General features: G+C 70.4%; 24 protein-coding genes. 12 read left to right on the top strand and 12 right to left on the bottom strand.

Annotated elements, in window-relative coordinates; genetic code table 11:
* Positions 1 to 98 precede the first annotated feature (98 nt).
* From M4486_RS12230 to M4486_RS12215, 4 genes are all read right to left on the bottom strand, one after another.
* On the bottom strand, positions 99 to 371 hold the full coding sequence (locus tag M4486_RS12230) for an HPr family phosphocarrier protein (protein ID WP_152353681.1): 273 nt from the start codon (positions 369 to 371) through the stop codon (positions 99 to 101).
* A gap of 172 nt (positions 372 to 543) precedes the next feature.
* On the bottom strand, positions 544 to 1,695 hold the full coding sequence (locus tag M4486_RS12225; RefSeq protein ID WP_249477473.1) for a mannitol-1-phosphate 5-dehydrogenase: 1,152 nt from the start codon (positions 1,693 to 1,695) through the stop codon (positions 544 to 546).
* 6 nt (positions 1,696 to 1,701) lie between these two features.
* Positions 1,702 to 3,918 (bottom strand): PTS sugar transporter subunit IIA, encoded by a 2,217-nt coding sequence (locus M4486_RS12220; RefSeq protein ID WP_249477472.1) that lies wholly within the window; start codon positions 3,916 to 3,918, stop codon positions 1,702 to 1,704.
* Positions 3,919 to 4,041: 123 nt separating this feature from the next.
* Positions 4,042 to 4,569, bottom strand: coding sequence for a GtrA family protein (locus M4486_RS12215; RefSeq protein WP_249477471.1), 528 nt, complete (start codon positions 4,567 to 4,569; stop codon positions 4,042 to 4,044).
* Between the two features lie 98 nt (positions 4,570 to 4,667).
* On the opposite strand from M4486_RS12215, the gene M4486_RS12210 reads away from it, so the two are divergent.
* Positions 4,668 to 5,471 carry a hydroxymethylpyrimidine/phosphomethylpyrimidine kinase gene (locus M4486_RS12210; protein ID WP_249477470.1) on the top strand — a complete coding sequence of 268 codons (804 nt, stop codon included), beginning with the start codon at positions 4,668 to 4,670 and terminating at the stop codon, positions 5,469 to 5,471.
* A 22-nt stretch (positions 5,472 to 5,493) separates the two neighbouring features.
* Here M4486_RS12210 and M4486_RS12205 read toward each other — a convergent pair whose 3' ends face one another.
* The 5 genes from M4486_RS12205 to M4486_RS12185 all read right to left on the bottom strand — a co-directional run bounded on the left by M4486_RS12205 (position 5,494) and on the right by M4486_RS12185 (position 11,519).
* Positions 5,494 to 6,507, bottom strand: a complete 1,014-nt coding sequence (locus M4486_RS12205) for a D-cysteine desulfhydrase family protein (protein WP_249477469.1) — start codon at positions 6,505 to 6,507, stop codon at positions 5,494 to 5,496.
* 2 nt (positions 6,508 to 6,509) lie between these two features.
* Complete coding sequence (locus M4486_RS12200) at positions 6,510 to 7,856, bottom strand: dicarboxylate/amino acid:cation symporter (protein WP_249477467.1); 1,347 nt, start codon at positions 7,854 to 7,856, stop codon at positions 6,510 to 6,512.
* A gap of 77 nt (positions 7,857 to 7,933) precedes the next feature.
* Positions 7,934 to 9,460, bottom strand: a complete 1,527-nt coding sequence (locus tag M4486_RS12195) for a sulfatase family protein (RefSeq protein ID WP_249477465.1) — start codon at positions 9,458 to 9,460, stop codon at positions 7,934 to 7,936.
* The gene (locus tag M4486_RS12190; RefSeq protein ID WP_249477463.1) at positions 9,457 to 10,905 is read right to left on the bottom strand and encodes a sugar porter family MFS transporter; all 1,449 of its coding nucleotides are present in this window, start codon (positions 10,903 to 10,905) and stop codon (positions 9,457 to 9,459) included. The genes M4486_RS12195 and M4486_RS12190 overlap by 4 nt, the downstream gene beginning before the upstream one ends.
* The gene (locus M4486_RS12185) at positions 10,902 to 11,519 is read right to left on the bottom strand and encodes a PadR family transcriptional regulator (protein WP_249477461.1); all 618 of its coding nucleotides are present in this window, start codon (positions 11,517 to 11,519) and stop codon (positions 10,902 to 10,904) included. Before M4486_RS12185 ends, M4486_RS12190 begins: the two co-directional genes overlap by 4 nt.
* A gap of 286 nt (positions 11,520 to 11,805) precedes the next feature.
* Here M4486_RS12185 and M4486_RS12180 point away from each other — a divergent pair, with 286 nt between their 5' ends.
* The 9 genes from M4486_RS12180 to M4486_RS12140 all read left to right on the top strand — a co-directional run bounded on the left by M4486_RS12180 (position 11,806) and on the right by M4486_RS12140 (position 19,350).
* Positions 11,806 to 12,576: an amino acid ABC transporter ATP-binding protein gene (locus M4486_RS12180; protein ID WP_283257921.1), complete on the top strand. Its 771-nt coding sequence runs from the start codon at positions 11,806 to 11,808 to the stop codon at positions 12,574 to 12,576.
* A 55-nt stretch (positions 12,577 to 12,631) separates the two neighbouring features.
* Complete coding sequence (locus M4486_RS12175) at positions 12,632 to 13,606, top strand: glutamate ABC transporter substrate-binding protein (protein WP_249477459.1); 975 nt, start codon at positions 12,632 to 12,634, stop codon at positions 13,604 to 13,606.
* Between the two features lie 49 nt (positions 13,607 to 13,655).
* Positions 13,656 to 14,348: an amino acid ABC transporter permease gene (locus M4486_RS12170; RefSeq protein WP_249477458.1), complete on the top strand. Its 693-nt coding sequence runs from the start codon at positions 13,656 to 13,658 to the stop codon at positions 14,346 to 14,348.
* The gene (locus M4486_RS12165) at positions 14,345 to 15,187 is read left to right on the top strand and encodes an amino acid ABC transporter permease (RefSeq protein ID WP_249477457.1); all 843 of its coding nucleotides are present in this window, start codon (positions 14,345 to 14,347) and stop codon (positions 15,185 to 15,187) included. Before M4486_RS12170 ends, M4486_RS12165 begins: the two co-directional genes overlap by 4 nt.
* Before the next feature lie 94 nt (positions 15,188 to 15,281).
* Positions 15,282 to 16,106, top strand: coding sequence for an ABC transporter ATP-binding protein (locus tag M4486_RS12160; protein WP_249477456.1), 825 nt, complete (start codon positions 15,282 to 15,284; stop codon positions 16,104 to 16,106).
* Positions 16,103 to 16,753: an ABC transporter permease gene (locus M4486_RS12155; protein ID WP_249477455.1), complete on the top strand. Its 651-nt coding sequence runs from the start codon at positions 16,103 to 16,105 to the stop codon at positions 16,751 to 16,753. Before M4486_RS12160 ends, M4486_RS12155 begins: the two co-directional genes overlap by 4 nt.
* Positions 16,750 to 17,415 (top strand): ABC transporter permease, encoded by a 666-nt coding sequence (locus M4486_RS12150; RefSeq protein ID WP_249477454.1) that lies wholly within the window; start codon positions 16,750 to 16,752, stop codon positions 17,413 to 17,415. The genes M4486_RS12155 and M4486_RS12150 overlap by 4 nt, the downstream gene beginning before the upstream one ends.
* A gap of 46 nt (positions 17,416 to 17,461) precedes the next feature.
* Positions 17,462 to 18,454, top strand: a complete 993-nt coding sequence (locus M4486_RS12145; RefSeq protein ID WP_249477453.1) for an ABC transporter substrate-binding protein — start codon at positions 17,462 to 17,464, stop codon at positions 18,452 to 18,454.
* Positions 18,451 to 19,350, top strand: coding sequence for an SDR family oxidoreductase (locus M4486_RS12140; RefSeq protein ID WP_249477451.1), 900 nt, complete (start codon positions 18,451 to 18,453; stop codon positions 19,348 to 19,350). The genes M4486_RS12145 and M4486_RS12140 overlap by 4 nt, the downstream gene beginning before the upstream one ends.
* A 31-nt stretch (positions 19,351 to 19,381) precedes the next feature.
* Here M4486_RS12140 and M4486_RS12135 read toward each other — a convergent pair whose 3' ends face one another.
* Complete coding sequence (locus tag M4486_RS12135; protein ID WP_249477450.1) at positions 19,382 to 20,326, bottom strand: SMP-30/gluconolactonase/LRE family protein; 945 nt, start codon at positions 20,324 to 20,326, stop codon at positions 19,382 to 19,384.
* 34 nt (positions 20,327 to 20,360) lie between these two features.
* The gene (locus tag M4486_RS12130) at positions 20,361 to 21,713 is read right to left on the bottom strand and encodes an MFS transporter (protein WP_249477448.1); all 1,353 of its coding nucleotides are present in this window, start codon (positions 21,711 to 21,713) and stop codon (positions 20,361 to 20,363) included.
* A gap of 640 nt (positions 21,714 to 22,353) precedes the next feature.
* Between M4486_RS12130 and M4486_RS12125 the strand changes: the two genes are divergently transcribed.
* Both M4486_RS12125 and M4486_RS12120 read left to right on the top strand, forming a co-directional pair.
* Positions 22,354 to 24,255, top strand: a complete 1,902-nt coding sequence (locus tag M4486_RS12125; protein ID WP_249477446.1) for an HNH endonuclease signature motif containing protein — start codon at positions 22,354 to 22,356, stop codon at positions 24,253 to 24,255.
* 229 nt (positions 24,256 to 24,484) lie between these two features.
* The gene (locus tag M4486_RS12120; RefSeq protein WP_152354650.1) at positions 24,485 to 24,955 is read left to right on the top strand and encodes an SRPBCC family protein; all 471 of its coding nucleotides are present in this window, start codon (positions 24,485 to 24,487) and stop codon (positions 24,953 to 24,955) included.
* Positions 24,956 to 25,041: 86 nt separating this feature from the next.
* On the opposite strand, the gene M4486_RS12115 is transcribed toward M4486_RS12120, so the two are convergent.
* The gene (locus tag M4486_RS12115) at positions 25,042 to 26,001 is read right to left on the bottom strand and encodes a sugar-binding transcriptional regulator (protein ID WP_249477444.1); all 960 of its coding nucleotides are present in this window, start codon (positions 25,999 to 26,001) and stop codon (positions 25,042 to 25,044) included.
* Between the last annotated feature and the right edge of the window lie 89 nt (positions 26,002 to 26,090).

The following is a 26,090-nucleotide window of genomic DNA, read 5'->3' as shown; positions in this document are numbered from 1 at the left end:
GGGGCGAAGATATGAGGGCCACGAACCAGGATCGGTGAGATCCGGTTCGTGGCCCTCATATCTTGTGGGACCACGGGCCGACGGGGCCCGCCGCGGGATCACTCCTCGGCGTCGAGATCCTTCTCGAGGAGCGCGGCGAGCGCCGCGACGGACTCGTCGGCGCCGTCGCCCTCGGCGCGCAGGGTCACCTCGTCGCCGTGGCCGGCGCCGAGGGTCATGAGCATGAGGATGCTCGACGCCTGGACGGCGTTGCCGCCGGCCTTCTCGATGGTGACGGTCGCGGGCTGCTCGCCGGCGGCCTTCGAGAAGATGGCCGCCGGGCGCGCGTGGAGCCCGGAGGCGCTGGCGATGGTGACGGTGCGCTCTGCCATGGTTCAGCCTTTCGATGGACCGCCGCACGGGGCGGCGGCGCGGGGCGCGGACGGGTCTGCCCGCGCGCTGGATCGGGAGTACTCAGGGACGATATCGGACGCCGATGGGCGATGTCCTGGAGCCGGACGCCCGCCGGACGCCCACGGGATGCCCAGGGGCTCGCCCGCCTGGTCAGAGCACGGACTGCCTCTCGGCGATCCTCTCCTTGACCTGCGAGTGCAGCGGATGCTCGGGCTCGAGCCCGGTGATCTCGGCGGTCGCGCCGTCGGCGTCCTGGGTGCGCAGGATCTCCTGCAGCCGGTCCGCCTCCTCGTCGCCCTCCGGAGTGAAGGCGAGCGCGGCGGCGAAGGAGTCCAGGAGACCCTGGGCGGCCATGTCGCGCTCGGCGAGCTCGGCGGCGGGGCCGACGATGCGGTCGTGCCGGGAGAGCTTGCGCAGGGGCGCGCGGCCCACGCGCTCGACGGGATCGGGCAGGGCGCGGTTGTGGAAGCGCCCGAGCACCTTGGTCGCGTAGTCCTGCTGCGTCTGCGCGTCGAAGCCGTGCTTGGCGATGAGCAGCTCGGAGGTCTCGGCGAGCACCTCGCGGACCTTGGCCTCGACGGCCGGGTCCTCGATGGCGTCGGCGATGGTCGCGTGACCGGCCCTCCAGCCGTGCCACGCGGTGGTGGCGTGGCCGGTGTTGACCGTGAACAGCTTCCGCTCGATGTACGGGGCGAGGTCGTCCACCCAGGTCACGCCCGGGATGTCGGGCACGTTCCCGTCGAAGGGCGTGCGGTCCACGGCCCACTCGTGGAAGTCCTCGACGGTGACGTCGAGGCCCGCGGCAGGGTCCTGGACGGGCACGATCCGGTCCACGGCGGTGTTCGCGAACAGCGCCCGGGCGTCGAGGTCGTCGCCCTCGTAGTTCTTCCGGATCTCCTCCTCGAGGGCGTCCGTCGCGTTGATCGCGTTCTCGCAGGCCATCACGGCGACGCGGGGTGCGCCGGCCGGGCGCGCGGCGATACCGGCGGCGATCGCCGGCGCCACGAACCGCAGGATGTGCACGCCCACGGCCGTGGTGACCACGTCGGCGGAGGCGATCTCACCGGTGAGGGACTCGACGTCCTTCCCCGAGTTGATGGCGCGGAAGCCGTCGACGACGGTCTCCGTCGGGTGCTGGCCGACGGTCCGCACCGTGTAGGAGTCCGCGGCTTCGAGGGAATCGATGAGGGCGTCGGCGACGTCCGCGAAGACGACCTCGTACCCGGCCTCGTGGAGCAGCAGCCCCACGAAGCCGCGGCCGATGTTGCCGGCGCCGAAATGCACTGCCTTCTTGCTGGCCATACCGGATCAGTCCTTGTCCTCGGAGAAGATGTCCAGGATCTCCTGCGCGGTGGTGGCCTTCTCGAGGCGCTCCACCTGCGCGGGGTCGGAGAACGTCATGGCGACGTTCTGCAGCAGGGCGAGGTGCTCGTTGCCCACGCCCGCGATGCCCACGACGAAGGTCACGGGGTTGCCGTTCCAGTCGATCCCGTTCGGGTAGCGCACGAACGACATGGCCGAGCGGGAGATCGACTCCTTCGCCTCGTTCGTGCCGTGGGGGATCGCCAGGCCGTTGCCCATGAACGTCGAGACGGTCGCCTCGCGATCGTGCATCGCGCTCACGTACTCGGTGTCGACCGCGCCGGCGCGGACCAGCAGGCCGCCGGCCTCGTCGATCGCGGCGTCGGCCGAACCGGCGCTGCCGTCGAGCACGATCGAGGACGCCGAGAGGATCTCGGGGCCCTGATCGGCCGACGCGGCGTCGCTCGACGACGGCTCCTGGGCGGGCTCGGCGCGGTGCGTGTTCGCGGAGGCCGCTGCGGCCCCAGCGCCGGCGCCCGCGGCTGTTCCGGCCCCGGTCGCGGCGACGGCACCGCCGGTGCCAGCATCCCCGGCAGTCCCAGCGGAGGCGGCGTCGGACCCGGCCTGATCACCGGCGGAGTCGTCGGCCTCTGCGGCATCGGGGTTGTTGCGCTGCTCGACGAGCTCGACGACCTCGTCGTAGCGCGGCGAGTTCATGAACTGGTCGACGCTCACCTGGATCGCCGAGCCGGTGCGCTGGCGGGCGCGGTCGGTGAGCTCCTTCTGCGTCACCACCACGTCCCACTCGTCGTTCAGGCTCGAGATCGCCTTGTTGGTGACCTCGACGTCGTCGAAGCCGGCGGCGCGCACCTTCTTGCGCAGCACCGTCGCGCCCATCGCCGAGGAGCCCATGCCCGCATCGCAGGCGAACACGATCCGCTGGATCGGGCCGGTGTGCGACGAATCGTCGGCAGCCGCCGCTGCGCCTGCCGCGCCGCCCGCCGCGGCAGCGCCGGTGAGCGCACCGGCGACGGAGGACTTCTTGCCCTTCATCTGCTCCATCTTCGCGGTGGCCGAGGCGATGTCGCCGTCGTCCTGCTTGCCGATCTTCAGGAACAGCATGGAGAGCACGAAGCTCACCGCGGCCGCGCCCAGCACTGCCAGGGAGATGCCCAGATAGGAGTCCCGCGCGGCCACGCCGAAGATCGCGAAGATCGATCCCGGCGAGGCCGGGGCGATGAGTCCGGTGCCGAAGGCGACGTTGATCGCGACGCCGGTCATGCCGCCGCCGATCGCAGCGAGGATCAGGATCGGCTTCATGAGCACGTACGGGAAGTAGATCTCGTGGATGCCGCCGAAGAACTGGATGAGGGCGGCGCCGGGGGCCGAGGCGCGCGCAGCGCCACGACCGAAGAAGGTGTAGGCCAGCAGGATGCCGACGCCCGGGCCGGGGTTCGCCTCGAGGAGGAACAGGACCGACTTGCCGCTCTGCGATGCCTGCGAGAGCCCCAGCGGGGTCAGCACGCCGTGGTTGATCGCGTTGTTGAGGAAGAAGACCTTCGCGGGCTCGATGAGGATCGACACGAGCGGAAGGAGATGCGCGTGCACCAGGGCCTCGACGCCGCTGGAGAGCAGGCTCATCAGGCCGTTCACGAGCGGAGCCAGTCCGAAGAAGCCGATCACCAGCATGATGAAGCCGAAGATGCCGGCCGAGAACATGTTCACGAGCATCTCGAAGCCGGCGGGGATGTGGTCCTGCCACAGCCGGTCGAGCTTCTTCATGAGCCACGCGGCGAGCGGCGCCATGATCATCGCGCCGATGAACATGTGGACCTGGCCCAGCTCGGTGTAGTCGGCGGCGTCCTTGCCTGCGGCGACCCACTGCTTGAGCATCTCGGCGTTGTCCTGGGCGATCAGCCAGTCGGATCCGGCGATCACCCCCATGGTCGCGATGACGCCCACGACGGCGCCCCTGGCCTCGTAGACCATCCGCCCGCCGGTGTTCGCGATGAGCAGCGGCAGCAGATAGTGGATCATCGGCGTCGTCGCGCTCTCGAGAGCGGCGTTCGGGGTCCAGCCGTCAGCGATGAAGAACGCGGTGAGGATGCCCCAGGCGATGAGCGCCGGGATGTTCGGCATCACCATGTTCGACAGCGAGGTGCCGACCTTCTGCAGGGCCACGCGCGGACTGAAACCGCTCTTGGCCTCGGTTGTTGTAGTCATGACTGTCCTCATCGACGCCCCGGGGCGGGAAAGGTCGCAACCCGGGTGGGCGGAGCGGCGTGCCGGTGGAACGCCGAGGCCGACGCGGAGGATGTCCGCCGGTCTGCCTGGATTCTAGGACGGTCAGCGGTCCTGCAGGGAGCCGGTGCGCTCGTCCGAGGCGATGTCGGCGTCCTCGGGCGCCGTCTCGTGGTCGTGCGGGAACACGAATCGCCCATAGGTGAGATATCGGAAGGTGGTCGAGACCACCTGTCCGACGAGCGTGCCGGAGACGTTGTCGGCGAGGGCGGAGTCCAGGCCCAGCACGTACCGCGAGAAGCCGAGGCAGGCGAGCTGCAGGGCCGAGGCGAGCACGTTGAGGCCCACGAACACGAGGATCGAGCGGGCGGTGCGGGGGCTCGGCCGGTCGCGGTAGGTCCAGAGCCGATTGCCCAGGTAGGTGAGGGACGAGGCCGCGACGATCGTGAGCACCTTCGCGCTGATCGGATGCGCGTGCAGCAGTCCGTGCCCCCAGCCGGTCGCGGGGGACCAGAAGACGAGCAGGTTGTAGAGGGCGGCGTCGAACAGGAAGACGAGGCCGCCCACGGTGAGGAACTTCAGGCTCGGACCCAGATGCCGGGCCCAGAGCCCGTCCGATGCTGATCCGGGCACCCCCGCACACTATCGGCCCGGGTCGTAGAGTGGGCGATCGCCCGTTCCCCGTCGGCCGCATCGCACACCGCCGCCGACCCCAGCTCCCGGAGGTCCCCATGGTCCACGTCGCCCTCGCCATCGCCGGCTCCGAGGCCACAGGGGGCGCGGGCGCGCAGACCGACATCAAGACCTTCCACCAGCTCGGAGTCTTCGGCACTGTCACGCTGACCTGCATCGTCAGCTTCGATCCGCAGGACGGCTGGGCGCACCGCTTCGTGTCGATCGACCCGGGGACGATCGCCGACCAGATCGAGTCGAGCACCGCCGTCCACGAGATCGACGCCGTGAAGCTCGGCATGCTCGGCACCCCGGAGACGATCGACGCCGTCGCGGGGGCGCTCGCCGAGCACGACTTCCCGCACGTGGTGCTCGATCCGGTGATGATCTGCAAGGAGGGCGAGGGGGACACCCCCGCCCGCGCCACGGACGACGCGCTGATGGCGAAGATCCTCCCGCGCGCCACCTTCGTCACCCCGAACCTGGGGGAGACCCGGATCCTCGCGGGCACGGGTCCCCTCGACTCCCTCGAGGACCTCACCGCCGCCGCGCGCGCGATCCACGAGCGCTGGGGCGTGACGGTGCTCGCCAAGGGCGGCGTCGAGCTCGCCGGCGAGGACGCCGTCGACGTCTTCGTCGACGACGAGCGCGAGGTCGTCCTGCGCAGCCCGAAGATCGGGGAGCACCGCGTCTCCGGGGCCGGCTGCACGCTCGCCGCGGCCGTCACCGCCGAGCTCGCGAAGGGCGCCGACGCGCTCGACGCCGCGCGCACCGCGAAGCGCGTGGTCACCAGCGCGATCGAGCACCGCCAGCACGGCCGCGCCCCCTTCGACGCCGTCTACCAGGGCTTCTACCGGGGCTGATCCCGCGGGTGCGGCTGCCGGCTCAGGCGAAGGCAGCGGTGCGCGCGAACAGGCCCGGCACCCCGCCGGAGTGCACGAGCACGACCGTCTGCCCGGGACCGAGCTCGCCGCTGCGGATACGGGCCGCCAGCCCTGCCGCGGCCTTGCCCGTGTAGACCGGATCGAGCACCAGGCCCTCGGTGCGCGCGAACAGCCGCAGCGCCTCGACCATGCCGGGCGTGGGCAGCGCGTATCCGGGGCCGACGAAGTCGCCGAGCCCCACGACCTTCTCGCGCGGCACCTCTGGCAGGCCCAGCAGCTGCGTGACCTCCCGGGCGAGCGCTGCGATCTTCGGCTCCTGCTCCTCGCGCGAGCGGCTCACGTTGATGCCGACCACGTCGATCCCGCTGCCCGCCGCGTGCAGTCCGGCGACGAGTCCCGCCTGCATCCCGGCGGAGCCGCTCGGGGTCACGATCTCGTCGACCTCGAGTCCCGCTTCGTCGACCTGGCGCAGCAGCTCGTCGGCCGCATCCACGTACCCGAGCGCGCCCAGGGCGTTGGAGCCCCCGATCGGGATCACGTAGGGGCGGGCGCCGGCGGCCTCGAGCTCCCGGGCGATCTCCTCCATGCGGGCGCCGAGGTCGGCGCCGTGCGGGTGCACCTCCACGGTCTCCGCGCCGAGCAGGTCGAAGAGGAAGCGGTTGCCCGTGTCCTCGGGCGGATTCCCGTCCGGGACGGCCGCGCCGTCGGCCCCCAGGTCCTCCTCGAGCACGAGGTGGCAGGCGAGGCCCTCGACGCGGGAGGCGGCCAGGGTGAGCCGGCAGTGGTTGGACTGCACGCCGCCGGCCGTGACCAGGCAGTCGGCGCCGCGGGCCAGGGCGTCGGCGACGAGGAACTCGAGCTTGCGGGTCTTGTTCCCGCCCAGGGCGAGGCCCAGCAGGTCGTCGCGCTTGACCCAGATCTCCGGCCCGCCCAGCTCGGCGCTCAGGCGCTCCAGGTGCTGCAGCGGCGTGGGGCCGTCGGTGTACCGGCGGCGGGGGAGGGCGGTGAGGTCCATGGTCACTCCGTTCGTGCGCCGGCGAGGTCCGCCGCCAGGGGTTCGGCAGGGTCGTGCTCGTCGTGCTCGTCGGGCTGGTCCATCCAGTCCTTCCCGTCGAGCACCCGCGCCACGAGCATGCTGCTCGCCTGGTCGCCGACGGAGTTCACCGTGGTCGCGGGCGGATCGATGACGGTGCCGATGATCTGGATGATCGGCAGCGCCGCGGCGGGGAAGCCGTAGAGCGTGATGATCATCAGCTCGCCGATGAACCCGCCCGAGGGGATCCCGGCCATCACCATGCCCGAGAGCAGCGCGACGGCGACCGCGATGAGGATGTTCGAGGGTGTGAAGAAGTCCCGCTGGAACACCGCGAACAGGAAGGCGATCTTGAGGATCGCGCTGAGCGAGGAGCCCTCCATGTGGATCGTCGCGCCGATCGGGATGATCGTCTCGCGCACGTCCCGCGGCACGCCGATCCTCTCGCCGGCGCGCAGGTTCGCGGGGATCGCCGCGACCGACGAGGAGGTCCCGAGCGACACCGCCGTGGGCTCCAGGATGTGCGCCCAGAACCGCCTCACGCCGCGCCTGCCCCCGGCGAGGAACGAGTAGAGGGTGAAGGCGATCAGGAAGTAGAGGATCGCGACCGGGTAGTAGACGAGGAAGGCACGCAGGTAGTCGCCCACGAGCTGCGCGCCCAGCTCCCCGATGAGCGCCGCGAAGTAGGCGCCCAGCCCGATGGGGGCGTAGTACATGATGATCGAGGTGAACTTCAGGAACACCTCGGAGCCGGAGCTGAGGAACCGTGAGAACGGCGCGCCCTTCTCCCCGATGCTCGAGGTCGCGATCCCCACGAGCACCGCGAAGACGATGAGCGCGAGCATGTGCTCGGTCGAGAGGATCTTCGAGAAGTCGTCGACCACGAAGGTCTGCACGAGCTGATCGCCGATCGAGCCGACGTCCTCGGTCTTCTCGGGCTGGGTGAGCTCGACCTGCACGCCGTCGGTGGGGCGGAAGATCCCGAGCGCCGCGATCATCAGCAGCGAGGCGATGATGCCGGTCGCGGCGAAGATCGCGAGCATCGCACCGAGGATCTTCCCGAGCCGCTTGGCCGAGGACATGCCCGCGACCGCGGAGGCGATCGAGAAGAACACGAGCGGTACCACGAGCGTGAACATCATGTTCACGAACAGCGTGCCGAAGGGCTTGAGCACGCTCGCGCGCTCGCCGAGGACGAGGCCGATGACCGCGCCGATGACGACGCCGGTGAGGATGGCCAGGGGGAAGCGGTAGCTGCGCAGCAGTCGTCGGGCCCGCGAGGGCGGGGCCGACGACGGGGACGCGGCGGAGCGGGGAACGGAGGAGGGCACGCTGTCATCCTTCCGGGTCCGGCGGACCCTCTCGGCTCCCCGCACCGTATCGGACCCGCGCGCGGGTCGGTCGAGCGTCAGCCGCCCTGCACCTCGTCGAGGTCCGAGCGCGCCGTGTTCACGAGCTCGACGTCGATGTCGGTGACCGCGGCCATCCATTTCGCGAACGAGTGGTCGCCGCGCTCGCGCAGCTGCCGGTGCAGCTCGGTGCCCAGCTCCCGCCGGATGCCCGCGTACACGGGCGAGGTGTACACGTTCGTCATCTCCGAGGGATCCGTGCGCAGGTCGTAGAGCTCGTTGATCGACTCGGGGGAGACCACGAGCTTGAAGTCCCGGGTGCGCAGCATCCGCTGCTGCAGCGGGAAGTGGTGGCCGTGGAACTCGCACACGATGTCCTGGCGCCAGTCGGCGACCTCCTCGCCGCGGGTGAGGTCGACGATCGACCGGCCGTCGAGCTCGTCGGGCGCGTCGATGCCGGCGATCTCGAGGACCGTCGCGGGCAGGTCGAGCAGGGAGACGAACGCGTCGGAGCGGCCGACGGTCGAGACCCCGGGGATGTGCGCGATGAACGGGACGTTGTAGATGTCGTCGTACATCGCGGGGCCTTTGTCGTTCATCCGGTGGGCGCCGGTGAACTCCCCGTGGTCTGCCGTGAACAGCACCGCCGTGTCGTCGAGGACCCCGAGCTCCCGGGCCGCATCGAGGATGCGCCCGATCTCGTGGTCGATCATCGCCACGTACCCCCAGTACACGGCGATGAGCTTGCGCCACTGGTCCGGCGAGAAGGAGGAGGTCGACCAGTAGGTCGCGTAGTTCTGCTGGACCGGTGGCTTCCCGATGAGGGAGTCGCCGAAGCTCTCCGGCAGGGTGACGTCGTCGGGGTCGATGAGGTCGAACCACTCGTCGGGCAGGAAGTAGGGCAGGTGGGGGCCGAAGAAGTGCACGTCCAGGCTGAACGGCTTCCCGTGCTGCGTCCAGTCGGCCGCGTACTCGCGCAGCCGGGCGATGGCCCGATCCGCGAGGAAGCGCTCGAAGGTCGCCTCCTCCGGCTGGTCGAGGCGCGCGGCGAGCACGTGGCCGGGCCGGTCGCCCGGGAGGGTCCCGCGCCAGAGGTCGTGCGCGCGCACGGGCGGATGCCCGTTCTCCTCGAGCCAGGCCACGTACTCCTCGTTGCCGACGGGGTTCTCGGCGCCCCAGAAGGAGTCGTCGTCCATGCCGAAGCAGTCGGGGAGATTCGGGCCCACGTGGTACTTCCCGACCAGGCCGACGTTGTATCCGCGGTCGCGCAGCGCCTGCGTGTATGTCCAGGCGCTGGGGTCCAGGGCCGTCGAGTACGCGATGTTCCACTCGGGGTTCGCGAGCACCTGGTGGGTCACGGGATGCTTCCCGGTGAGCAGGGAGGCGCGGGCCGGGGTGCAGATCGCGGTGGGCGTGAACGCATGGGTGAAGGCGAAGCCCTCCTCGCCCAGGCGGTCCAGATGCGGCGTGCGCGCGTGGGGATTGCCCAGGCAGCCGATCGTGTCCACCCGGTGCTGATCGGTCATGATCACCAGGGCGTTGCGGACGTTCTCCGGGATGCGGCGCTCCGTTCGGGCGGTGCTCATCGGGCGACCTCCCCCATGTCCTCGAGCTGACGTCCGCCGGTCTCGTGCAGGAAGCGCGCCGTGAAGGCGACCGCGAGCACGCCGAACGCGCAGTAGATCCAGTAGGTGCCGGCGGGGGACCAGGCGACCAGGTAGGGGAACAGCAGCACGACCATGAAGTTCACGAAGAAGTCCGCTCCGGAGGCGATGGACATGGCGCCGCCGCGGATCTTGTTCGGGAACATCTCGCCCATGACGATCGAGAAGATCGGGCCCCACGAGGAGGTGAACCCGAGCAGGAAGCAGCACAGGGCGGCGACGGCGAGGAACCCGAGCACGGGGCTGCCGGAGATGTCGTGCACGCCGTCGACCACGGGGGCGACGGTGAACACGGTGGCGACCACGGCGAGGGACAGGAAGATCAGGGTGCCGCCGGCGATGAGCATGCGCTTGCGGCCCACGCGGTCGACCAGCAGGATCCCCGTGGTGACGCCGATGATCTTGAACAGAGTGAGGATCAGGGTCTGCTGGAGCGCGGAGTCCTCGGAGAAGCCGACGGCCTCGAAGAGCGTGTTGGAGTAGAAGAAGATGCCGTTGGTGCCGGTCAGCTGCTGGAAGGCGGCGATCGCGACGCCCACCATGACGAGTCCGCGCCAGTGGGAGCGCAGGATCGCGAGGATCCCCAGCTTCTCCATGCCCTCGCCGAGCGAGCGGCGGATCTCGGCGACGCGCCCCTCGGGCTCCTGGTCGCCGGTGACGCGGCGAAGGACGGCGGCCGCCTCGTCGTCGCGGCCCCGTGAGACCAGCCAGCGCGGGGACTCGGGGATGCGGGCCGTGAACACGATGTAGAAGATCGCCGGGATCAGCAGGCACAGGAACATCCACTGCCACGCCTTGAGGCCGAGGGCGAGCTCCGTCGTGGAGGAGCCTGCCGCCGAGGTCACGGCGACGTTGATGACGCCGGCCAGGAAGAGGCCGAGGATGATCGCGAGCTGTCGGAAGGCGATCAGGCGACCGCGGATCTTCGCGGGTGCGATCTCGGCGACGTAGCCGGGCGCGACGGTGGTCGCGGCGCCGAAGCCGATCCCGCCGATGATCCGGCACAGCAGCAGGAACAGGAAGCCGCCGAGCCACGGGCTGAACGCGCCCAGGATCGCCTCGAACAGCAGGCAGGGGCCGACGAGCACCAGCACCGTGCGGCGGCCGATGCGGTCGGACAGTCGGCCGGCGAAGAGGGCGCCGATGAGGCCGCCGAGGATCCCGGTCGCCCCGGCGAGGCCCTTCGCGAAGGCGCCGAGCTCGAACTCGGTGCCCACGGCGCTGATCGCGCCGTTGAGGACCATGCCCTCGAAGCCGTAGAAGAACGGGCCGAGGGTCGCGATGAGCGCGAGGGACGTCGCGTAGCGCTGGGCGCTGCGCACGGCAGGTGACAGCGGCGTCGTCGCCGCACTGTCCGTGGGGGTCATCGTGTCTCCTGGGAGGTGGGGGTCCGGTCGATGGGGGAGGGGTCGAGCCCTCGGCGCTCGCACTCGCGCACGAGCTCGCGCTCGGTGGTCTCGAGCCAGCCGATGAACAGCGAGGTGGACTGCCAGCCGCGGTCGTGCGTCAGCGCATCGATGCGGGTGAGCCAGTCGCGGTCGATCTCCGGGATCGGCTGTGCCCCCTCGCTGGGGAGCACGGGGTCCTGCTCGGCGGCGCGCTGACGGCGCCGGAAGTCGAGCTCGGTGCGGACGATCGTGAGCGCGTATCGGGGGCCGAGCTGGCCGGCGAAGCTCAGGCGCTGCGTGAACTCGGGGGACATCGGGCGCTCGTCGGGCCGGTACTCGGACGCGGCCCACTGCTCGAGCGCCTCGACGCCCGCGGGCGTCAGGCTGTAGACGGTGGCCGCGGGGGCGTTCTCGCGGGGCTCGACGCGCGTGGAGACCCAGCCGCGGGACTCGATGTCGGCGAGCGCCCGATAGACCGGGGTCATGCTCGTGCCGCGTCCCAGCCAGCGTCCGTCCGTGCGCAGCCACTTGCCGAGGTCGTATCCGCTCGCGGGGCCCCGGGCGAGCAGCCCGAGGATCGTATAGTCCGGCATCCGATGCTCCGCTCTGAGTTCCGGTTCTGGGGCTCGTTCCCCACGGTGCTATCACCAATGTGAAGAGAGACTAGAGGTAGAGCGTGGGGCAGTCAAGAGGAGATCGCGAGATTACTAGTGTCAGAGGGAATAGCGGGCCGCTCGGCTGCCGGGCTCGGTGCTGGGCCGGGAGCTGGGCCCCGTCGGCCCGCGGAGCCCGCGGACCAGGTCCCGCGGCCCCGTCTCCCGCCGTTCACGGATGTGCATCCGCGTGGACAGAATGCCCGGATCAGGGAATGCTTCCGGCATGAGCGAACACAGCCCGGGCAGCCCGTCGGGCGCCGAGCCCGTGATCTCGGTGCGTGGCGTCGACAAGCACTTCGGGGACTTCCAGGCCCTCAAGGACATCGACCTCGACATCCACCGCGGCGAGGTCGTCGCGCTCATCGGGGCCTCCGGCTCGGGCAAGTCCACGCTGTGCCGCTGCATCAACCGTCTGGAGACGATCAGCGGCGGCGAGATCCTCATCGACGGAGAGCCACTCCCAGAGGAGGGTCGGGACCTCGCGCGCCTGCGCAGCGACGTCGGCATGGTCTTCCAGTCCTTCAACCTCTTCCCCCACCTGCGCGCGGTCGACAACGTGACCCTCGGGCCGACGAAGGTCCGCGGGGTCCCCAAGGCCGAGGCCACGAAGGAGGCGATGGACCTGCTGACCCGCGTGGGCCTCGCCGGCAAGGAGCACAGCCTGCCCGCGGCGCTCTCGGGCGGCCAGCAGCAGCGCGTCGCGATCGCCCGCGCCCTCGCGATGAAGCCCAAGGCCATGCTGTTCGACGAGCCCACCTCGGCCCTGGACCCCGAGGTCATCAACGAGGTCCTCGACGTGATGACCGAGCTCGCCGAGGCCGGCATGACGATGCTCGTGGTGACCCACGAGATGGGCTTCGCCCGCCGCGTCTGCGACCGCGTCGTCTTCATGGACGCCGGCGAGATCGTCGAGCAGGGCGAGCCCGAGCAGTTCTTCACCGCCCCCGAGTCCCAGCGCGCCAAGGACTTCCTCTCGAAGATCCTGCCGCACTGATCCCTCGCGCCCGATCCCGCCATCCCCGATCCCGCTCCCGACGAAGGAGAACCCGATGACCTCCACCAGCTTCCGTCCCGCCCGCCGCTCCGTGGTCGCCGCTGCCGCCGCCCTGCCGCTCGGCGCCGCGCTCGCCGCCTGCTCCTCCGACACCGGGGACGCCCCGTCGCTCGGCGGCGGGAGCGACGACGGCGGCGCGAGCTCGGCCTACGACGGGGTCATCGCGGGCGGTCCCGTCGCCGAGGACGCCGACGTGCAGAAGAGCGCCTGGGCGAAGAAGATCAAGGACGCCGGCAAGCTCACCCGCGGCGGCACCACCGCCAACCAGGTGTTCTCCCTCATCGACCCCTCGACGAACAAGGTCACGGGCTTCGACGCGGGAATCACGCAGCTGCTCGCCCGCTACATCCTGGGCGACGGCGGCGAGGAGAAGGTCGACTACGTGGACACCACCGTCGACACCCGCGAGAAGCTCGTCCAGAACAACTCCGTGGACTGCGTGATCGCGACCTACTCGATCACCCCCGAGCGCATGGACCTCATCGACTTCGGCGGCCCCTACTACCTCTCGGGCACCGCCATCCAGGTGCGCACGGAGGACAAGGACTCCATCAAGGGACCCGAGGACCTCACCGGCAAGAAGCTCGTCACCCAGTCGAACTCCACCGGCATCCAGGCCATCGAGGAGCACGTGAAGGACCCCGACGGGAAGCCCGAGACCCTCGCGGACAACGAGTCCTGCGTCGCCGCCCTCAAGCAGAAGCGCGTGGACGCCTACGTGCTCGACCAGGGCGTGCTGCTGGGCAACTCGAAGGCGGACCCGTCGGTCACCGTCGTCGGCGAGCCCTTCACCGAGGACCCCTACGGCATCGGGCTGAACAAGGACGCAGACGGCCTCGACTTCGTCAACGCCTTCCTCCAGGCGATCGAGGACGACGGCACCTGGAAGAAGCTCTACGAGGCCACCATCGGCCAGGTCATCGAGGACGAGACGCCCGAGCCGCCGACCATCGGCGACCTGCCGTCCTGATCCGCGGGGAACCGACGGAGGGCTGACGGAGGAGCGACGGAGGGACGCCATGCAGATCATCCTCGACAACATCCCGCTGCTGCTGCAGGGGATCGGCACCACGATCGCGCTCACGGTGCTGGGGTACGCGTTCGCGCTGGTCCTCGGCACGGCGCTCGCCGTGTGCAGGGTCAGCCCGATCCCGCCGCTGCGCTGGGCGGCCACCGTCTACGTGGAGATCTTCCGCAACATCCCGCTGCTGAGCCTGCTGATCCTGCTGGCCTTCGGCCTGCCCGACGCCGGGGTGCTGCTGCCCTACTTCTGGTGCGGCGTCGCGGGGCTGTCGCTCTCCGGCGCGGCCTTCGTGTGCGAGAACATCCGCTCGGGCATCAACACCGTCCCGATCGGCCACGCCGAGGCCGCCCGCTCGATCGGGCTGGGCTTCTTCGGGGTGCTGCGCTTCGTGGTGCTCCCGCAGGCCTTCCGCACGATGGTCCAGCCGCTCGTGAACGTGTTCATCGCGACCGTCATCGGGTCCTCGTTGTGCGCGGCGATCTCGGTCGTGGAGATCACCTACGTCACCCAGCAGCTGAACATCGCCTCCGCGCAGGCCGTGCTGCTGTTCCTGGTCGCGGGCGCCCTGTACCTCGCGCTCTCGCTGGGAGTGGCCTACCTCGGACGGCGCGTCGAGAGGGCGGTCGCCCCGGGCGGCTCGCGCCCGCTGCGCACCGCCGACCGGCTGCAGGGGGCGGCGCAGGCATGAGCACCACGAGCACCTCCGCCACCCAGGTCCTGTTCGACGCCCCCGGCCCACGGGGCCGTCGGCGGATCCTGCTGATCTCGATCGTCTCCTTGCTCGCGATCCTCGCGCTGATCGCGCTGGGCCTGTGGCAGTTCCAGCGCAACGGCCAGCTCGCGGCCGAGAAGTGGCTGCCCTACCTGCGGCGCGACTACATCGCCTTCCTCGGCAAGGGGCTGCTGGGGACGCTCGAGGCGACGGCCGTCGCCGCCGTCATCGCCTTCCCCTTCGGGCTCGTCCTGGCCCTGGGGCGGATCTCGCGGGCGCGGGCCCTCAGCGCGATCTCCGCGGTGTGGATCGAGTTCTTCCGCGGCATCCCGATGCTGCTGGTGGTCTACGCGTTCCTGCTGGCACTGCCCGCCTACGGCGTGAACCTGCCGCGCTTCTGGATGCTCGTGGTGCCGATGAGCCTGGTGAGCTCCGCGAGCACCGCGGAGGTCTTCCGCGCGGGCATCGGGGCGGTGGACCGCGGCCAGGACGAGGCGTCGTCCGCGATCGGGCTCTCCCGCGGTCAGACCATGCGCTACGTGATCCTGCCGCAGGCCGTGCGCCTCGTGCTGCCGAGCCTGATCCTGGCCCTGGTCAGCCTGCTCAAGGACTCGACCCTCGGCTTCGTGGTGAGCTACAACGAGCTGCAGTTCCAGGGCAAGACGATGGTCTCCATCACCCGCTTCCTGGTGCAGACCTACCTGGTCGTCTCGGTGATCTACATCGTGCTCAACTTCCTGCTCACCAAGGCCGCCGGCCTCCTCGAGCGGCGCATGCGGCGCCGCGCGGCCGAGGGGACCGGACGATCGCGCTGACCGTGTCCCGTTCGCACCGGCCACTGCTGTGGCGTAGTGTCGGGCGCGCACGTCTCGAACATCTGTACGACGACCCCCGCGCTGGGAGGCGGCCGTGATCCGATTCGACCACGTCGGGAAGACCTATCCCGGCGGCACGACCGCCGTGGGGGACTTCTCCCTCACCATCGACTCCCACGCGAGCGTGGTGCTCGTGGGCACCAGCGGCTCCGGCAAGACCACGCTCATGCGGATGGTGAACCGCATGGTCGACCCGACCTCGGGCCGCGTCCTCATCGACGACGAGGACGTCGCGGGCATGGACCCCGTGAAGCTGCGACGCAGCATCGGGTATGTCATGCAGGCCTCCGGGCTGCTCCCGCACCGCACGGTCGCCGAGAACGTCGCGACCGTCCCCCTCCTCGAGGGCGTCTCCAGGCGGCGGTCCCGCTCCCGGGCGCTCGCCCTGCTGGAGATGGTGGGACTCGACCATCGGCTCGGCGACCGCTATCCCTCGCAGCTCTCGGGCGGGCAGCAGCAGCGCGTGGGCGTCGCCCGGGCGCTCGCCTCGGACCCGAACATCCTGCTCATGGACGAGCCCTTCGGGGCCGTCGACCCCATCGTCCGCGCCGAGCTGCAGAAGGAGCTGCTGCGGCTGCAGAGCGAGCTCGGCAAGACCATCCTCTTCGTCACCCACGACATCGACGAGGCCTTCCTCATCGGCGAGCAGGTGGTGATCCTGCGCCCCGGCGGCGAGATCGCCCAGCAGGGCACCCCGGCGGAGATCCTCGCCGACCCGGCCGACGACTTCGTCGAGTCCTTCGTGGGGAGCGGCGTCGGCAAGCGCGCCCTGCACGTGGACGAGGTCAGCGGCCGGCAGGTCGTCCTCGACGCGGGCGACCGGCCCGTCGGCGTGCTGCGCGAGGGATCCGGCTCGTGAGCTGGGTGCTCGCGAACATCCCGCTGCTGGCCGAGCGCCTGCTCGCCCACCTGGGGCAGGCGATCCCGCCGATCGTGCTGGCCTTCGTGCTCGCGATCCCGATCGCGAAGCTCGCGAACTCCCGCGGCTGGCTGCGCGGCGGCCTCACGGGCGGCGCCGGCCTGCTCTACGCGGTGCCCTCGCTGCCGCTGTTCATCGTGCTGCCGATCATCCTGGGCACCGGCATCCGCTCCACGATCAACATCATCGTCGCCCTCACCATCTACGGCCTCGCGCTCATGGTGCCCAGCGCCTCCGAGGCCCTGCGAGCGGTCAGCCGCGACACCCTGCAGTCGGCCACCGCGCAGGGCTATGCGCCGTTCGCGCGGTTCCTCCGGGTCGAGCTGCCGCTCGCCGGTCCGGCCCTGGTCGCGGGGCTGCGCGTGGTCGCGGTCAGCACGGTCTCGCTGGTCACCGTGGGCGGCGTGCTCGGCGTGCCCAGCCTGGGCATGCTGTTCATCGACGGGTTCCAGCGCAGCATCACCGCGGAGATCCTCGCGGGCATCGTGCTCACCGCAGCCCTCGCGATCGCCCTGGACCTGCTGATCATGCTCGGGGGCCGCCTCGCGATGCCCTGGTCCCGCGTGCGCGGGGAGGGGGTCCGATGAGCCAGCTCCTCGAGGCCTTCTCCTGGCTCGCCGACCCCACCCGCTGGTCGGGGACCGACGGCATCCCCACCCGCCTGCTCGAGCACCTCTGGTACACGGCGCTCGGCGTGGTCGTCGCCGCCGTCATCGCGGTGCCGATCGGGCTGTTCGTGGGCCACACGGGCCGCGGCCGCGGGCTCGTCGTCGCACTGAGCGGCGCCGCGCGCGCCCTGCCCACGCTGGGCCTCATCACCCTGTTCGGGCTGTGGCTCGGCATCGGGCTGAGGGCCCCGATCCTCGCGTTCGTGGTCCTCGCGATCCCGTCCCTGCTCGCGGGCGCCTACTCCGCGGTCGAGTCCGTCGACCCGCGCACCGTCGACGCCGCCCGCGCCCAGGGCATGACCGAATGGCAGATCCTCTCCCGCGTCGAGGCGCCCCTCGGGATGCCGCTGCTGATCTCGGGCTTCCGGCTCGCGATCGTGCAGGTCGTCGCGACCGTCATGCTCGCCTCGTACATCGGCAACGGCGGCCTCGGCCGCTTCATCTTCCTGGGTCTCCAGCTGCAGGACTATCCGCAGATGCTCGCGGGGTCCATCCTGGTGGTCGCCCTCGCGCTCGTCCTCGACGTGGCGCTGCGCCTCCTCGAACGCCTCCTCGCGCCGCGCGGAGCCGCCCGGGGCTGAGACCCCGCATCTCCCCGACCTCCGTCCCATCCACCGAGGAGTCTCCATGACCCATCGCCGCCCCCGCCCCGACCGCAGCCCGATCACCGTGACCGGCACCGTCGTCGGCCGCCGCAGCCTCGCCGCCCTCGCGGGCACGGGGATCGTCGCCCTCGGCGCCGCCGCCTGCTCGAACGACGACCCGCTGAAGAGCGACTCGGGCTCCGGCTCGGGATCGGGCGGGTCCGACGGCGGCGGCAGCGGCGAGATCATCGTCGGCTCCCAGCAGTACTACTCGAACGAGATCATCGCCGAGCTCTTCGCCCAGGCCCTCGAGGGCTCGGGCGCGACCGTGAAGCGGCAGTACCAGATCGGCCAGCGCGAGGTCTACGTGCCCGAGCTGCAGAAGGGCACGCTCGACGTGATCCCGGAGTACCTCGGGAACCTGCTGCAGTATCTCGACGAGTCCGCCGCGAAGGGCACGGCCGACGACCTCGCGAAGGGCCTCGAGAAGGCGCTCGACGACGGCCTGCGCGCCCTGCCCTATGCCGAGGCCACCGACCAGGACTCCTACACGGTCACCAAGGACTTCGCCTCGCAGAACTCGCTCAAGGACATCGGCGACCTCGCCGGCATCAGCGACCTGAAGATCGCCGCGAACCCCGAGTTCGAGGAGCGCCCCTACGGCCCCAAGGGCGCGAAGAGCGACTACGGCGTGGACATCACCGTGGTCCCCGTCTCCGACTCCGGCGGCCCGCTCACCCTGAAGTCCCTCATGGACGGCAAGGTGCAGGTCGCGGACCTCTACACCTCCGATCCCGCGATCGTGAAGAACGACCTGGTCCCGCTCGAGGACCCGAAGGTCATGGTGCTGCCCGAGAACGTCGTCCCGATCGTCTCGGACAAGGTGGACGACGACGGCGCCGCCGCCATCAAGAAGGTCACCGACGCGCTCAGCACCGACGAGCTCATCGCGCTGAACACGCGCAGCGTCGACGAGAAGGCCGATTCCGCGACCATCGCGAAGGCCTGGCTCAAGGACAAGGGGATCGCGAAGTGAACGCCCCGGAATCCGGCGTCGACGCCGGCAGCACCCGCAGGATCGGCATCACCGGGGCGAGCGGCCACATCGGCCGACGCGTCGCGCAGATCCTCGCCGAGCAGGGCCGTGCCGGGGATCTCCGGCTCATCGTGCGCGATCCGGCGCGCGCCCCGCGGTTCGCGGACGGCGAGTCGGCAGAGGTGGCCGTGGCTTCCTTCGACGACGCCGCCGCCTGCCGGGAGGCGTTCGCGGGCCTCGACACCCTGCTGCTCGTCTCCGCCGGTGAGTCCGACGACCGCGTCGCGCAGCACCGCACGGCGATCGCCGCGGCGGCCGAGGCGGGTGTGCGCCACCTCGTCTACACCTCGTTCACGGGCGCCTCCGCCGACGCCGAGTTCACGCTCGCCCGGGACCACGGCGCCACCGAGGACGCGATCCGCGAGGCCGCCGGCCGCTCGGGGCTGACGTGGACGTTCCTGCGGGACGACTTCTATCTCGACGTCCTGCAGCCCTGGGCGGGGGAGGACCGCACGCTGCGCGGGCCGGCGGGCGACGGGCGCTGCGCTTTCGTGGCCCGCGAGGACGTCGCCCAGGTCGCCGCCCGTGTGCTCGCCGATCCCGCGGCCTGGGCGGACACCGTCCTCGAGACCACCGGCGGGGAGGCCCTCACGCTGGGCGAGGCCGCCGAGCGCCTGACCGCGGCCACGGGCGAGACGTACCGCTTCGTCGACGAGACGATGGCCGAGGCGCGCGCATCCCGCGCTCCCTACGGCGCCCCGGACTGGCAGGTCGACGCCTGGATCAGCACCTACACGGCGATCGCGTCAGGCGTCCTCGCCCCGGTGAGCGGAGACGTGCAGCAGGTGCTGGGCAGGCCGCCGCTCCGCCTGGAGGACGTGTTCGGAAAGGCCTGACGACGGGCCAGCTGCCAGTGCCGGCCGCGTGTCAGCCGTGCGTCCGCGCGTGGGCGTCGCGGGCCCGCGTGCGGATCCGGTACAGGCTCGTCGAGCCGCAGATGTACAGGGTGTGCCCGTCGGCCCCGCCGAAGCAGCAGTTCGCGACCTTCTCCGGCACGGGGATCTCGCCGAGCCGCGCGCCGTCCGGTGAGAAGACCTGGATGCCCGTCGCCGAGGAGGACCACACGTTCCCGTCCTCGTCCACACGGAAGCCATCGGGAAGACCGGGGCTGACCTCGACGAACGTGCGCCCGTTCTTCGCGTGCCGCCCGCCCAGCACGTCGTAGGCGTGGATCGCGTGCCCGCCGGGGCGCTCGGGGTCCGGGTGGTCGCGGTCGGGCGGGTCGATCGAGGAGTCCGAGACGTACAGGACCGACTCGTCGGGCGAGAACGCGATGCCGTTGGGCGCCTCGACGTCGATGACGACCGGCGTGAGCGACCCGTCGGCCGGATCGAAGTGGAAGACGTACCTGTCCCCGTACTCCTCCTCGCCTGCATGCCCCTCGATCGGCCGTTTGATCCCGTACGAGGGGTCGGTGAACCAGATCGTGCCGTCGGACTTCACGACCACGTCGTTCGGGGAGTTCAGCCGCGCCCGGCCGAAGCGGTCCACGAGGACCTCGGGGGCGTAGGGGGCGGTGTCCGGGTTCTCGGTGGCGCCCGTGCGATCGATCTGCACCGCGCGGCGGCCGTGAGAGCACTCGACGATCGCCCCGTCGGGCCCGACGGTCCGGCCGTTGGTGAACTCGGCCGCGCCCGTGACCTGCCGCGTCACGCCGTCGGCCTCACAGAACTCGAGCACCTGGTTCCCGGGGATGTCGCTGAAGCGCAGCACGCCGCGCACGGCGATCCATGCGGGACCCTCGGTCCACGTGAAGCCGTCGGCGACCTTCTCGAGGTGCGCATCGGGGTCGAAGGGGTCTGAGGCGGTCATGGGGTGGTCTCCTTCAGGGGATCGGGGCGGGTGCTCATGCGGTGCGGGGCGCGTCCGGGATGTCCCGGCGCGCGACGCGGACGGTCTCGGTGATCCGCGCCAGCGGGATGAACCCGAGCAGGCAGATCGCCGCGAGGATGACGTAGTGCCAGGTGAAGCCCAGATGCGTGATGACCACACCGGACACCGCCGAGGCGAAGATCCCGGAGACGCCCAGTGCCACACCGATCATGATGCCCAGCGCCGTGCCGGCGGCCCGCGGCACCGAGTCGACCAGCAGCGCGTAGACCACGGGGAACGGCGCGTTCCGGAACAGCCCCCACGCCAGCAGGATGATCCACGCGGTCATCACGTCGTGGATCAGGATCATCGCGAGCAGCGTCCCCGTCCACCCCAGGATCAGGAAGGCGATCGAGAACTTCCTGCCCAGCCGGTCCGAGAGAGTGCCCCACACGACCTGGCCGATCCAGCCCGTCAGGCCCGAGGCGCCGGAGACCAGGATCGCCTGCGACGTCTCCATCCCGATCCCCTTGAACTGCGTGGTCAGGAACGTGACGACCCCGGCCTCGCCCCACAGGAACAGGAAGCACAGCACCACGGCCCAGCGCACGTTCGCGTGGCGCAGCGCCTCGCGCACGGGGCCCCAGAGCCCGGCCGCGCTGCGGTCCGTCAGCTCGGGCAGCGGGGGAGTCTGCCCCTTCTCCTCGATCTTCCGATAGAGGGTCGCTTGGTTCCGCCGCCTGCCCAGGAACGCCTGGCCGATGATGATCGGGATCCCGAGCAGCGGGATCACCAGGAACGCCGTCGCCCAGTTCCCGGAGCCGAGCACCATCGCGATGAGCGCACCGGCCAGGAACTGCCCGATGGGGAAGCCGGTGTGGTGCACGCCGACGGCGAATCCGCGGTGCTCCTTGGGCCACCACTCCGCGACGATCGCGACGTTCACGGGCTCCGACCCGCCGCGGCTGATGCCCATCGGGATGCGCAGCAGCAGGAAGGCCAGGAAGCTGCCGGCGAGGCCGAAGGTGAGGGCGCCGCCGATGATCGCGAGCAGCATCGCGATGTTCCAGGTCCACGTGCGCCGGTATCCGGAGCCGATGCGGTCGGAGAGGTAGCCGAACACGATGCCGCCGGCCACGAGCCCTGCGAAGTACACCGAGTTGATGAGCCCGGCCTGCTCCGGCGAGAGCCCGAACTCCTGGGAGACCTCGGGCAGAACTGCGGGAAGGATCTGATGATCGACCGAGGTCATGAGGATGGCGACCGTCGTGAGCAGCAGCATCCACCACGAGATCGCAGGTGCGCGCGGCACCAGGCGGTGGGTGCCGGGGTTGACCCCGGCGGCGTCCGCATCGGCGGGTTGGGCCGGACCGTGAGAGGCAGTCATGAGCGCTCCTTCGCACCTCAGGGCCGCGTCGTCGCGGCGTCCCTGCCATGATCGGTCGCCAGTGTGATGTGGATCCTATAGGGAGTCAAGGGTGTCTCGTTGCCGACGGGTGGCGTGGCGGTGGGCTCGGGTGGGTCGTGGGTGCGGTGGGGAGTCGGGGAGTGGGTGGTGAACGGAGGGGACATGCAGGTGACGGTGCGAGCGCGCTCCGAGGCGGGCTTGGAGGTGGGAGGCGTGCGGAGCTATAGGATCGGCCGCTTCTCGATGCGCCGCGGGGCCCGTGGCCTGGCGGGTGGGGTGGGCCTCGCTGTGCCGTGTCGCGGGAGTCGGTGAATCTGCGGGCGGGGTTCACGCATCGGTTCGTCTTCGCGCTCGGGGGCTCCTCTGTGCGGGGAGTGGTTCCTCCACACGGGGGTGTTTTCCACGGGGTTATCCACTGCGGGTGGCGGATGCAGAGGAAGCGGGGAATATCCGCTGGATTATCCACATTCTCGGTCGAGCTCTGGTTTTCGGCGGCGCGGCGGGATAGAATCGGACATATCGAGAGCGAGCGCCAGCGGTTTTATTGGTGAGGTCGACGGGTTCTGCTTTCTGGCCTCTCGAATCAGAGTTATCGCATCGCGCAGTCTCGCGTGGGTCCGTGGAATGCCGGGGAAGGGGGGTGGGTGTCATGAGTGCGGTGGAGCAGCCGGAGTCGCAGGGGCGTCTGGACCTGCCCGGGGAGCCGGCGATCGAGTCGACCTTCTCGATCCTCGATGATCTGGAGAAGATGACCGAGCGTCAGCGCGAGGACATGCATGTCCACACGCCCCGGTTCGTGGCCGCGCCCCCGGAGGGTGTGAGGCCCTTGTTCGTCGTGAAGGAATCCAAGAAGCCGGTGTGCAGGGATGTGGTGGCACGCAGGGTGAAGGCGAGGCCGGATGCGGAGCTGACCGCGCAGGTCCGTGCCCTGTGGGACGAGGGTGTCGATGAGTCCTATGAACTCTCCCGGCGTTTCGTGGCCCTGGCGCCGTTCTGGGCGGGGCGTGAGGACATGGACGCGGACCCGTACGAGGTCGAGCAGCAGGATCTGATGGTCGCTGTGGCGATGCGCTGCACCCGCGGCCAGGCCGCCAAGGCCATCACCGACGCCCACCGGGCCGTGGACCTCCTCCCTCGCTGCACGCAAGCATTGGAGGCGGGGGAGTTTCCGGCGGAATGGTTCCGGACCCTGTTGCGGCGCACCGCGGATTTCACTCCGGCGGAAATGGTGCTGGTGGATGTCACGGTCGCTTCGTGGTGTTTGGCGATCATGCCGAGAGTGTTCACGAAATGCCTCGACCTGCTGGTGACGAAGATTCAGCAGCGGCACCCGAAAGAACCCGAAGAAGTCTCCGCGACCCGCCGTCGCATGGTCCTGGACCCCGGAACTCTCGATGGGGTGGCGTCGTTGCGGATCATCGGCCCGGCCCCGGAGATCAAAGCATTGGGGGGAAAGTTCGATCAGGCGGCTCGTGCGATCCAGAACGCCCAGCGTCACGCCCTGATGGAGGGTACCGAGATCCCGCTGGATCCGGATCGTCGGGTGGAGAACGAGGGCATGCCCCTGTCGCTCAACCTGATCCGCTATCACCTCGCCCATGCCGCGCAGATCGACACCGGCGGCATCACCGTCCCGGAGGCACGGTTCCGGTTGAACGTCCTCGTTCCCTTCCTCACCCTGGTCGGCGGTGACGACGCCCCCGGTGTCCTCGAGGACGGGACGCCGATCCCCGCGCAGATGGCCCGTGAGATCGCCGGGAAGAGCGAGGAATGGTTCCGGGTCCTCACCGATCCGTCATCGGGTGAGTTCTTGCCGCGTCCTGCGGACAAGTACCGGCCCACGGGGGCGATGCTCGAACACCTCCGCCTCCGCGGCCAGTCCTGCGGCGTTCCCGGCTGCGAACGGACTGCGTCCGTGGCCTCCGAGGCGGACCACATCGTGGAGTACAACCATGCGGATCCGGTGTGTGGTGGTCGGACGGCGGTGGAGAACCTGCACTTCTTGTGCTGGTTCCACCACGCGATGAAGACCGCCGGGCGACTCGACCCCGTCCGCGTCGAGGCGGACGAGTCCCCGGGCGGGACCGCGGGCACGGTGTGGGAGATGCAGGAACGCTTCCGCGTGTTCCGCGAGGACGACACCGACCTCCTCACACCCCAGGCCGTCGCACAGCTCGACGCCGTGTGGGACTCGATGCAACGCAGGCAGGATGACTACGAGCAGCGACGCGATGCCGAGGACGGAACCAGTGCAGAGTCGCCGTCTCCCGATCCCGCTCGGTTGGACTCGCCCTGGCCGATCCGGGCCGGTGTCCCGGACCCGTGGCCACGCGTGGACATGGACCACGCCGGCGCCCCCGACCTGGAAGAAGTCCCCGTCGAGAAACCCGTCAGGCGCCGGTACCAACCACTCCCGACGTTCCATTACGACGGCGACATCCCCATCAGCGCCACCACCCGAAGGCCACGCAAACGCCAGGACCCGCCACCCAAGTTCGACCCCGGACCACCACCCTTCTGACCCCCGGCGCGGCCCGCCCTTGCAAGGCATCCAGGTCAGAACCCCATCAGCAGCTCCACCCCCACCCGTAGAGGGGCACACCACCGTGCCCCTCTACATGCGCGCCCGAAAACAGCGACGCCGCAGTTCACCCGCGCCGTCCCCAGCTTGCGCGCCTCGCGCGACCAACGTTCGCCCAGGTCGGCGCCACCCCGTGACATCTCCAGGTGATGGTGGCACGGTGGGGGACATGACCACGAACGAGACCAGCATCTCCGTCAGCCGCACCATCGACGCCCCCGCCGGGGACATCTTCGACCTGCTCTCCCTTCCTGCCCGGCACCACGAGTTCGACGGTTCCGGCTTCGTGCGCAGCGCCGAGGACACAGAGCGCATCACGAAGGTCGGCGAGCAGTTCGTCATGAACATGGAGGGCGAGCACATGGGTGGCGAGTACAAGATGTACAACCACGTCACCGCCTTCGACGACGGCAAGATGATCGGCTGGAAGCCCGCCAACGAGGACGCCAAGGACGACCCGAAGGGCTGGGAGTGGCTCTACACCCTCGAGTCCCAGGGATCCGACTCCACCCTCGTCACCCTCACCTACTCCTGGACCGACGTCACCGACAAGGACCTGCTGAAGATCTTCCCGCTCGTCTCCGAGGAGCAGCTCGAGCAGTCCCTCGCCGACCTCGCGGGCGCCGTCTCCGGGAGCTGATCGACGAGCGCTGATCGCGGAACTCTGATCGCCGAGCGCTGATCACTGCGGTCGACGAGGTCCGGTCCCGATGCGCCGGCTCCGGCTCATCCCAGATGCACGAGCCGGTTCGCCGTCACCTCGTCGACCACCACATCGGTCGCGCAGCCCGCGAGCAGCGCCGCCCTCAGCGGCGCCGCCTTGCGCGGGCCCGCCGCGACCAGCACGCGCCGGGGGATCCGGGCCAGATCCGCAGGGGTCGGCCCGGATCCTCGCGCGTTCAGCGGCACGTCGTCCCAGCTGCCGTCGGCCCGCAGGAACGTCGTGCACACGTCCCCGACCACCCCGTCGGACCGCAGATCGTGCACGTCCCGCGCCGACAGATACCCCGAGGTGTACACGTGGCTGGGGACCTCGGCGTCGAACGCGCCCACGCCGAACACCGCCAAACGGCACCGTGACTGCAGAGCGAGCACTTGGCGCACCGAGCGCTCCCGCCACAGCGCCTCGCGGGTGTCCGGGTAGTCGAAGAACGCCGGCACCGGGAACAGGTGCACGCTCGCGCCCCAGGACGACGCCGCCTGCGCGAGCACTGTCGACACATACCCCAGGCCCGAGCCCTGCGGGTTGATCGCGCCGTTCAGCTGCACGATCGCGAGCCCCGGCACCGGCCGCGCCTCGGCGGCCTCGACGAGCGCCGCGACCGTCGTCCCCCAGGCCATGCCCATCACCGAATCCGGCTGCTGGAGCGACTGCACGAGCGCCGCGCCCTCCGCCGCCACCGCGTCGAGCCGCTCGCGCTCCGTCGACTCCGCGACGGACGGCACCACGTGCACCGCCACCCCGTACGACTGGGCGATCTCCTCCTGCAGGTCGCCCGCCCGCCGCGCGCCGGGCGCGTGCAGGCTCACGCGCACGATCCCCTCGTCGCGCGCGGTCGCGAGCAGACGCGAGACCGTCGAGCGGGAGACGCCCAGGTGCGAGGCGATCGCCTCCATGGTCTGCGTCTGCTGGTAGTACATCCGTGCAGCCTCGAAGGCCGCCGCTCGTCGCGCATCCGCTCTCACCCCGGCAGTCTTGCACATCCGTGCACTCCGGTTGCTCACGGCGCACATCGTCCCGAAGATGGAGACATATCGGCCAGCGGAGCCCGTGC

The sequence above is a fragment of the Brachybacterium kimchii genome (assembly GCF_023373525.1).
In the GTDB taxonomy this organism is placed as follows: domain Bacteria; phylum Actinomycetota; class Actinomycetes; order Actinomycetales; family Dermabacteraceae; genus Brachybacterium; species Brachybacterium kimchii.
This window is presented reverse-complemented; position numbering and strand designations above follow the sequence as displayed.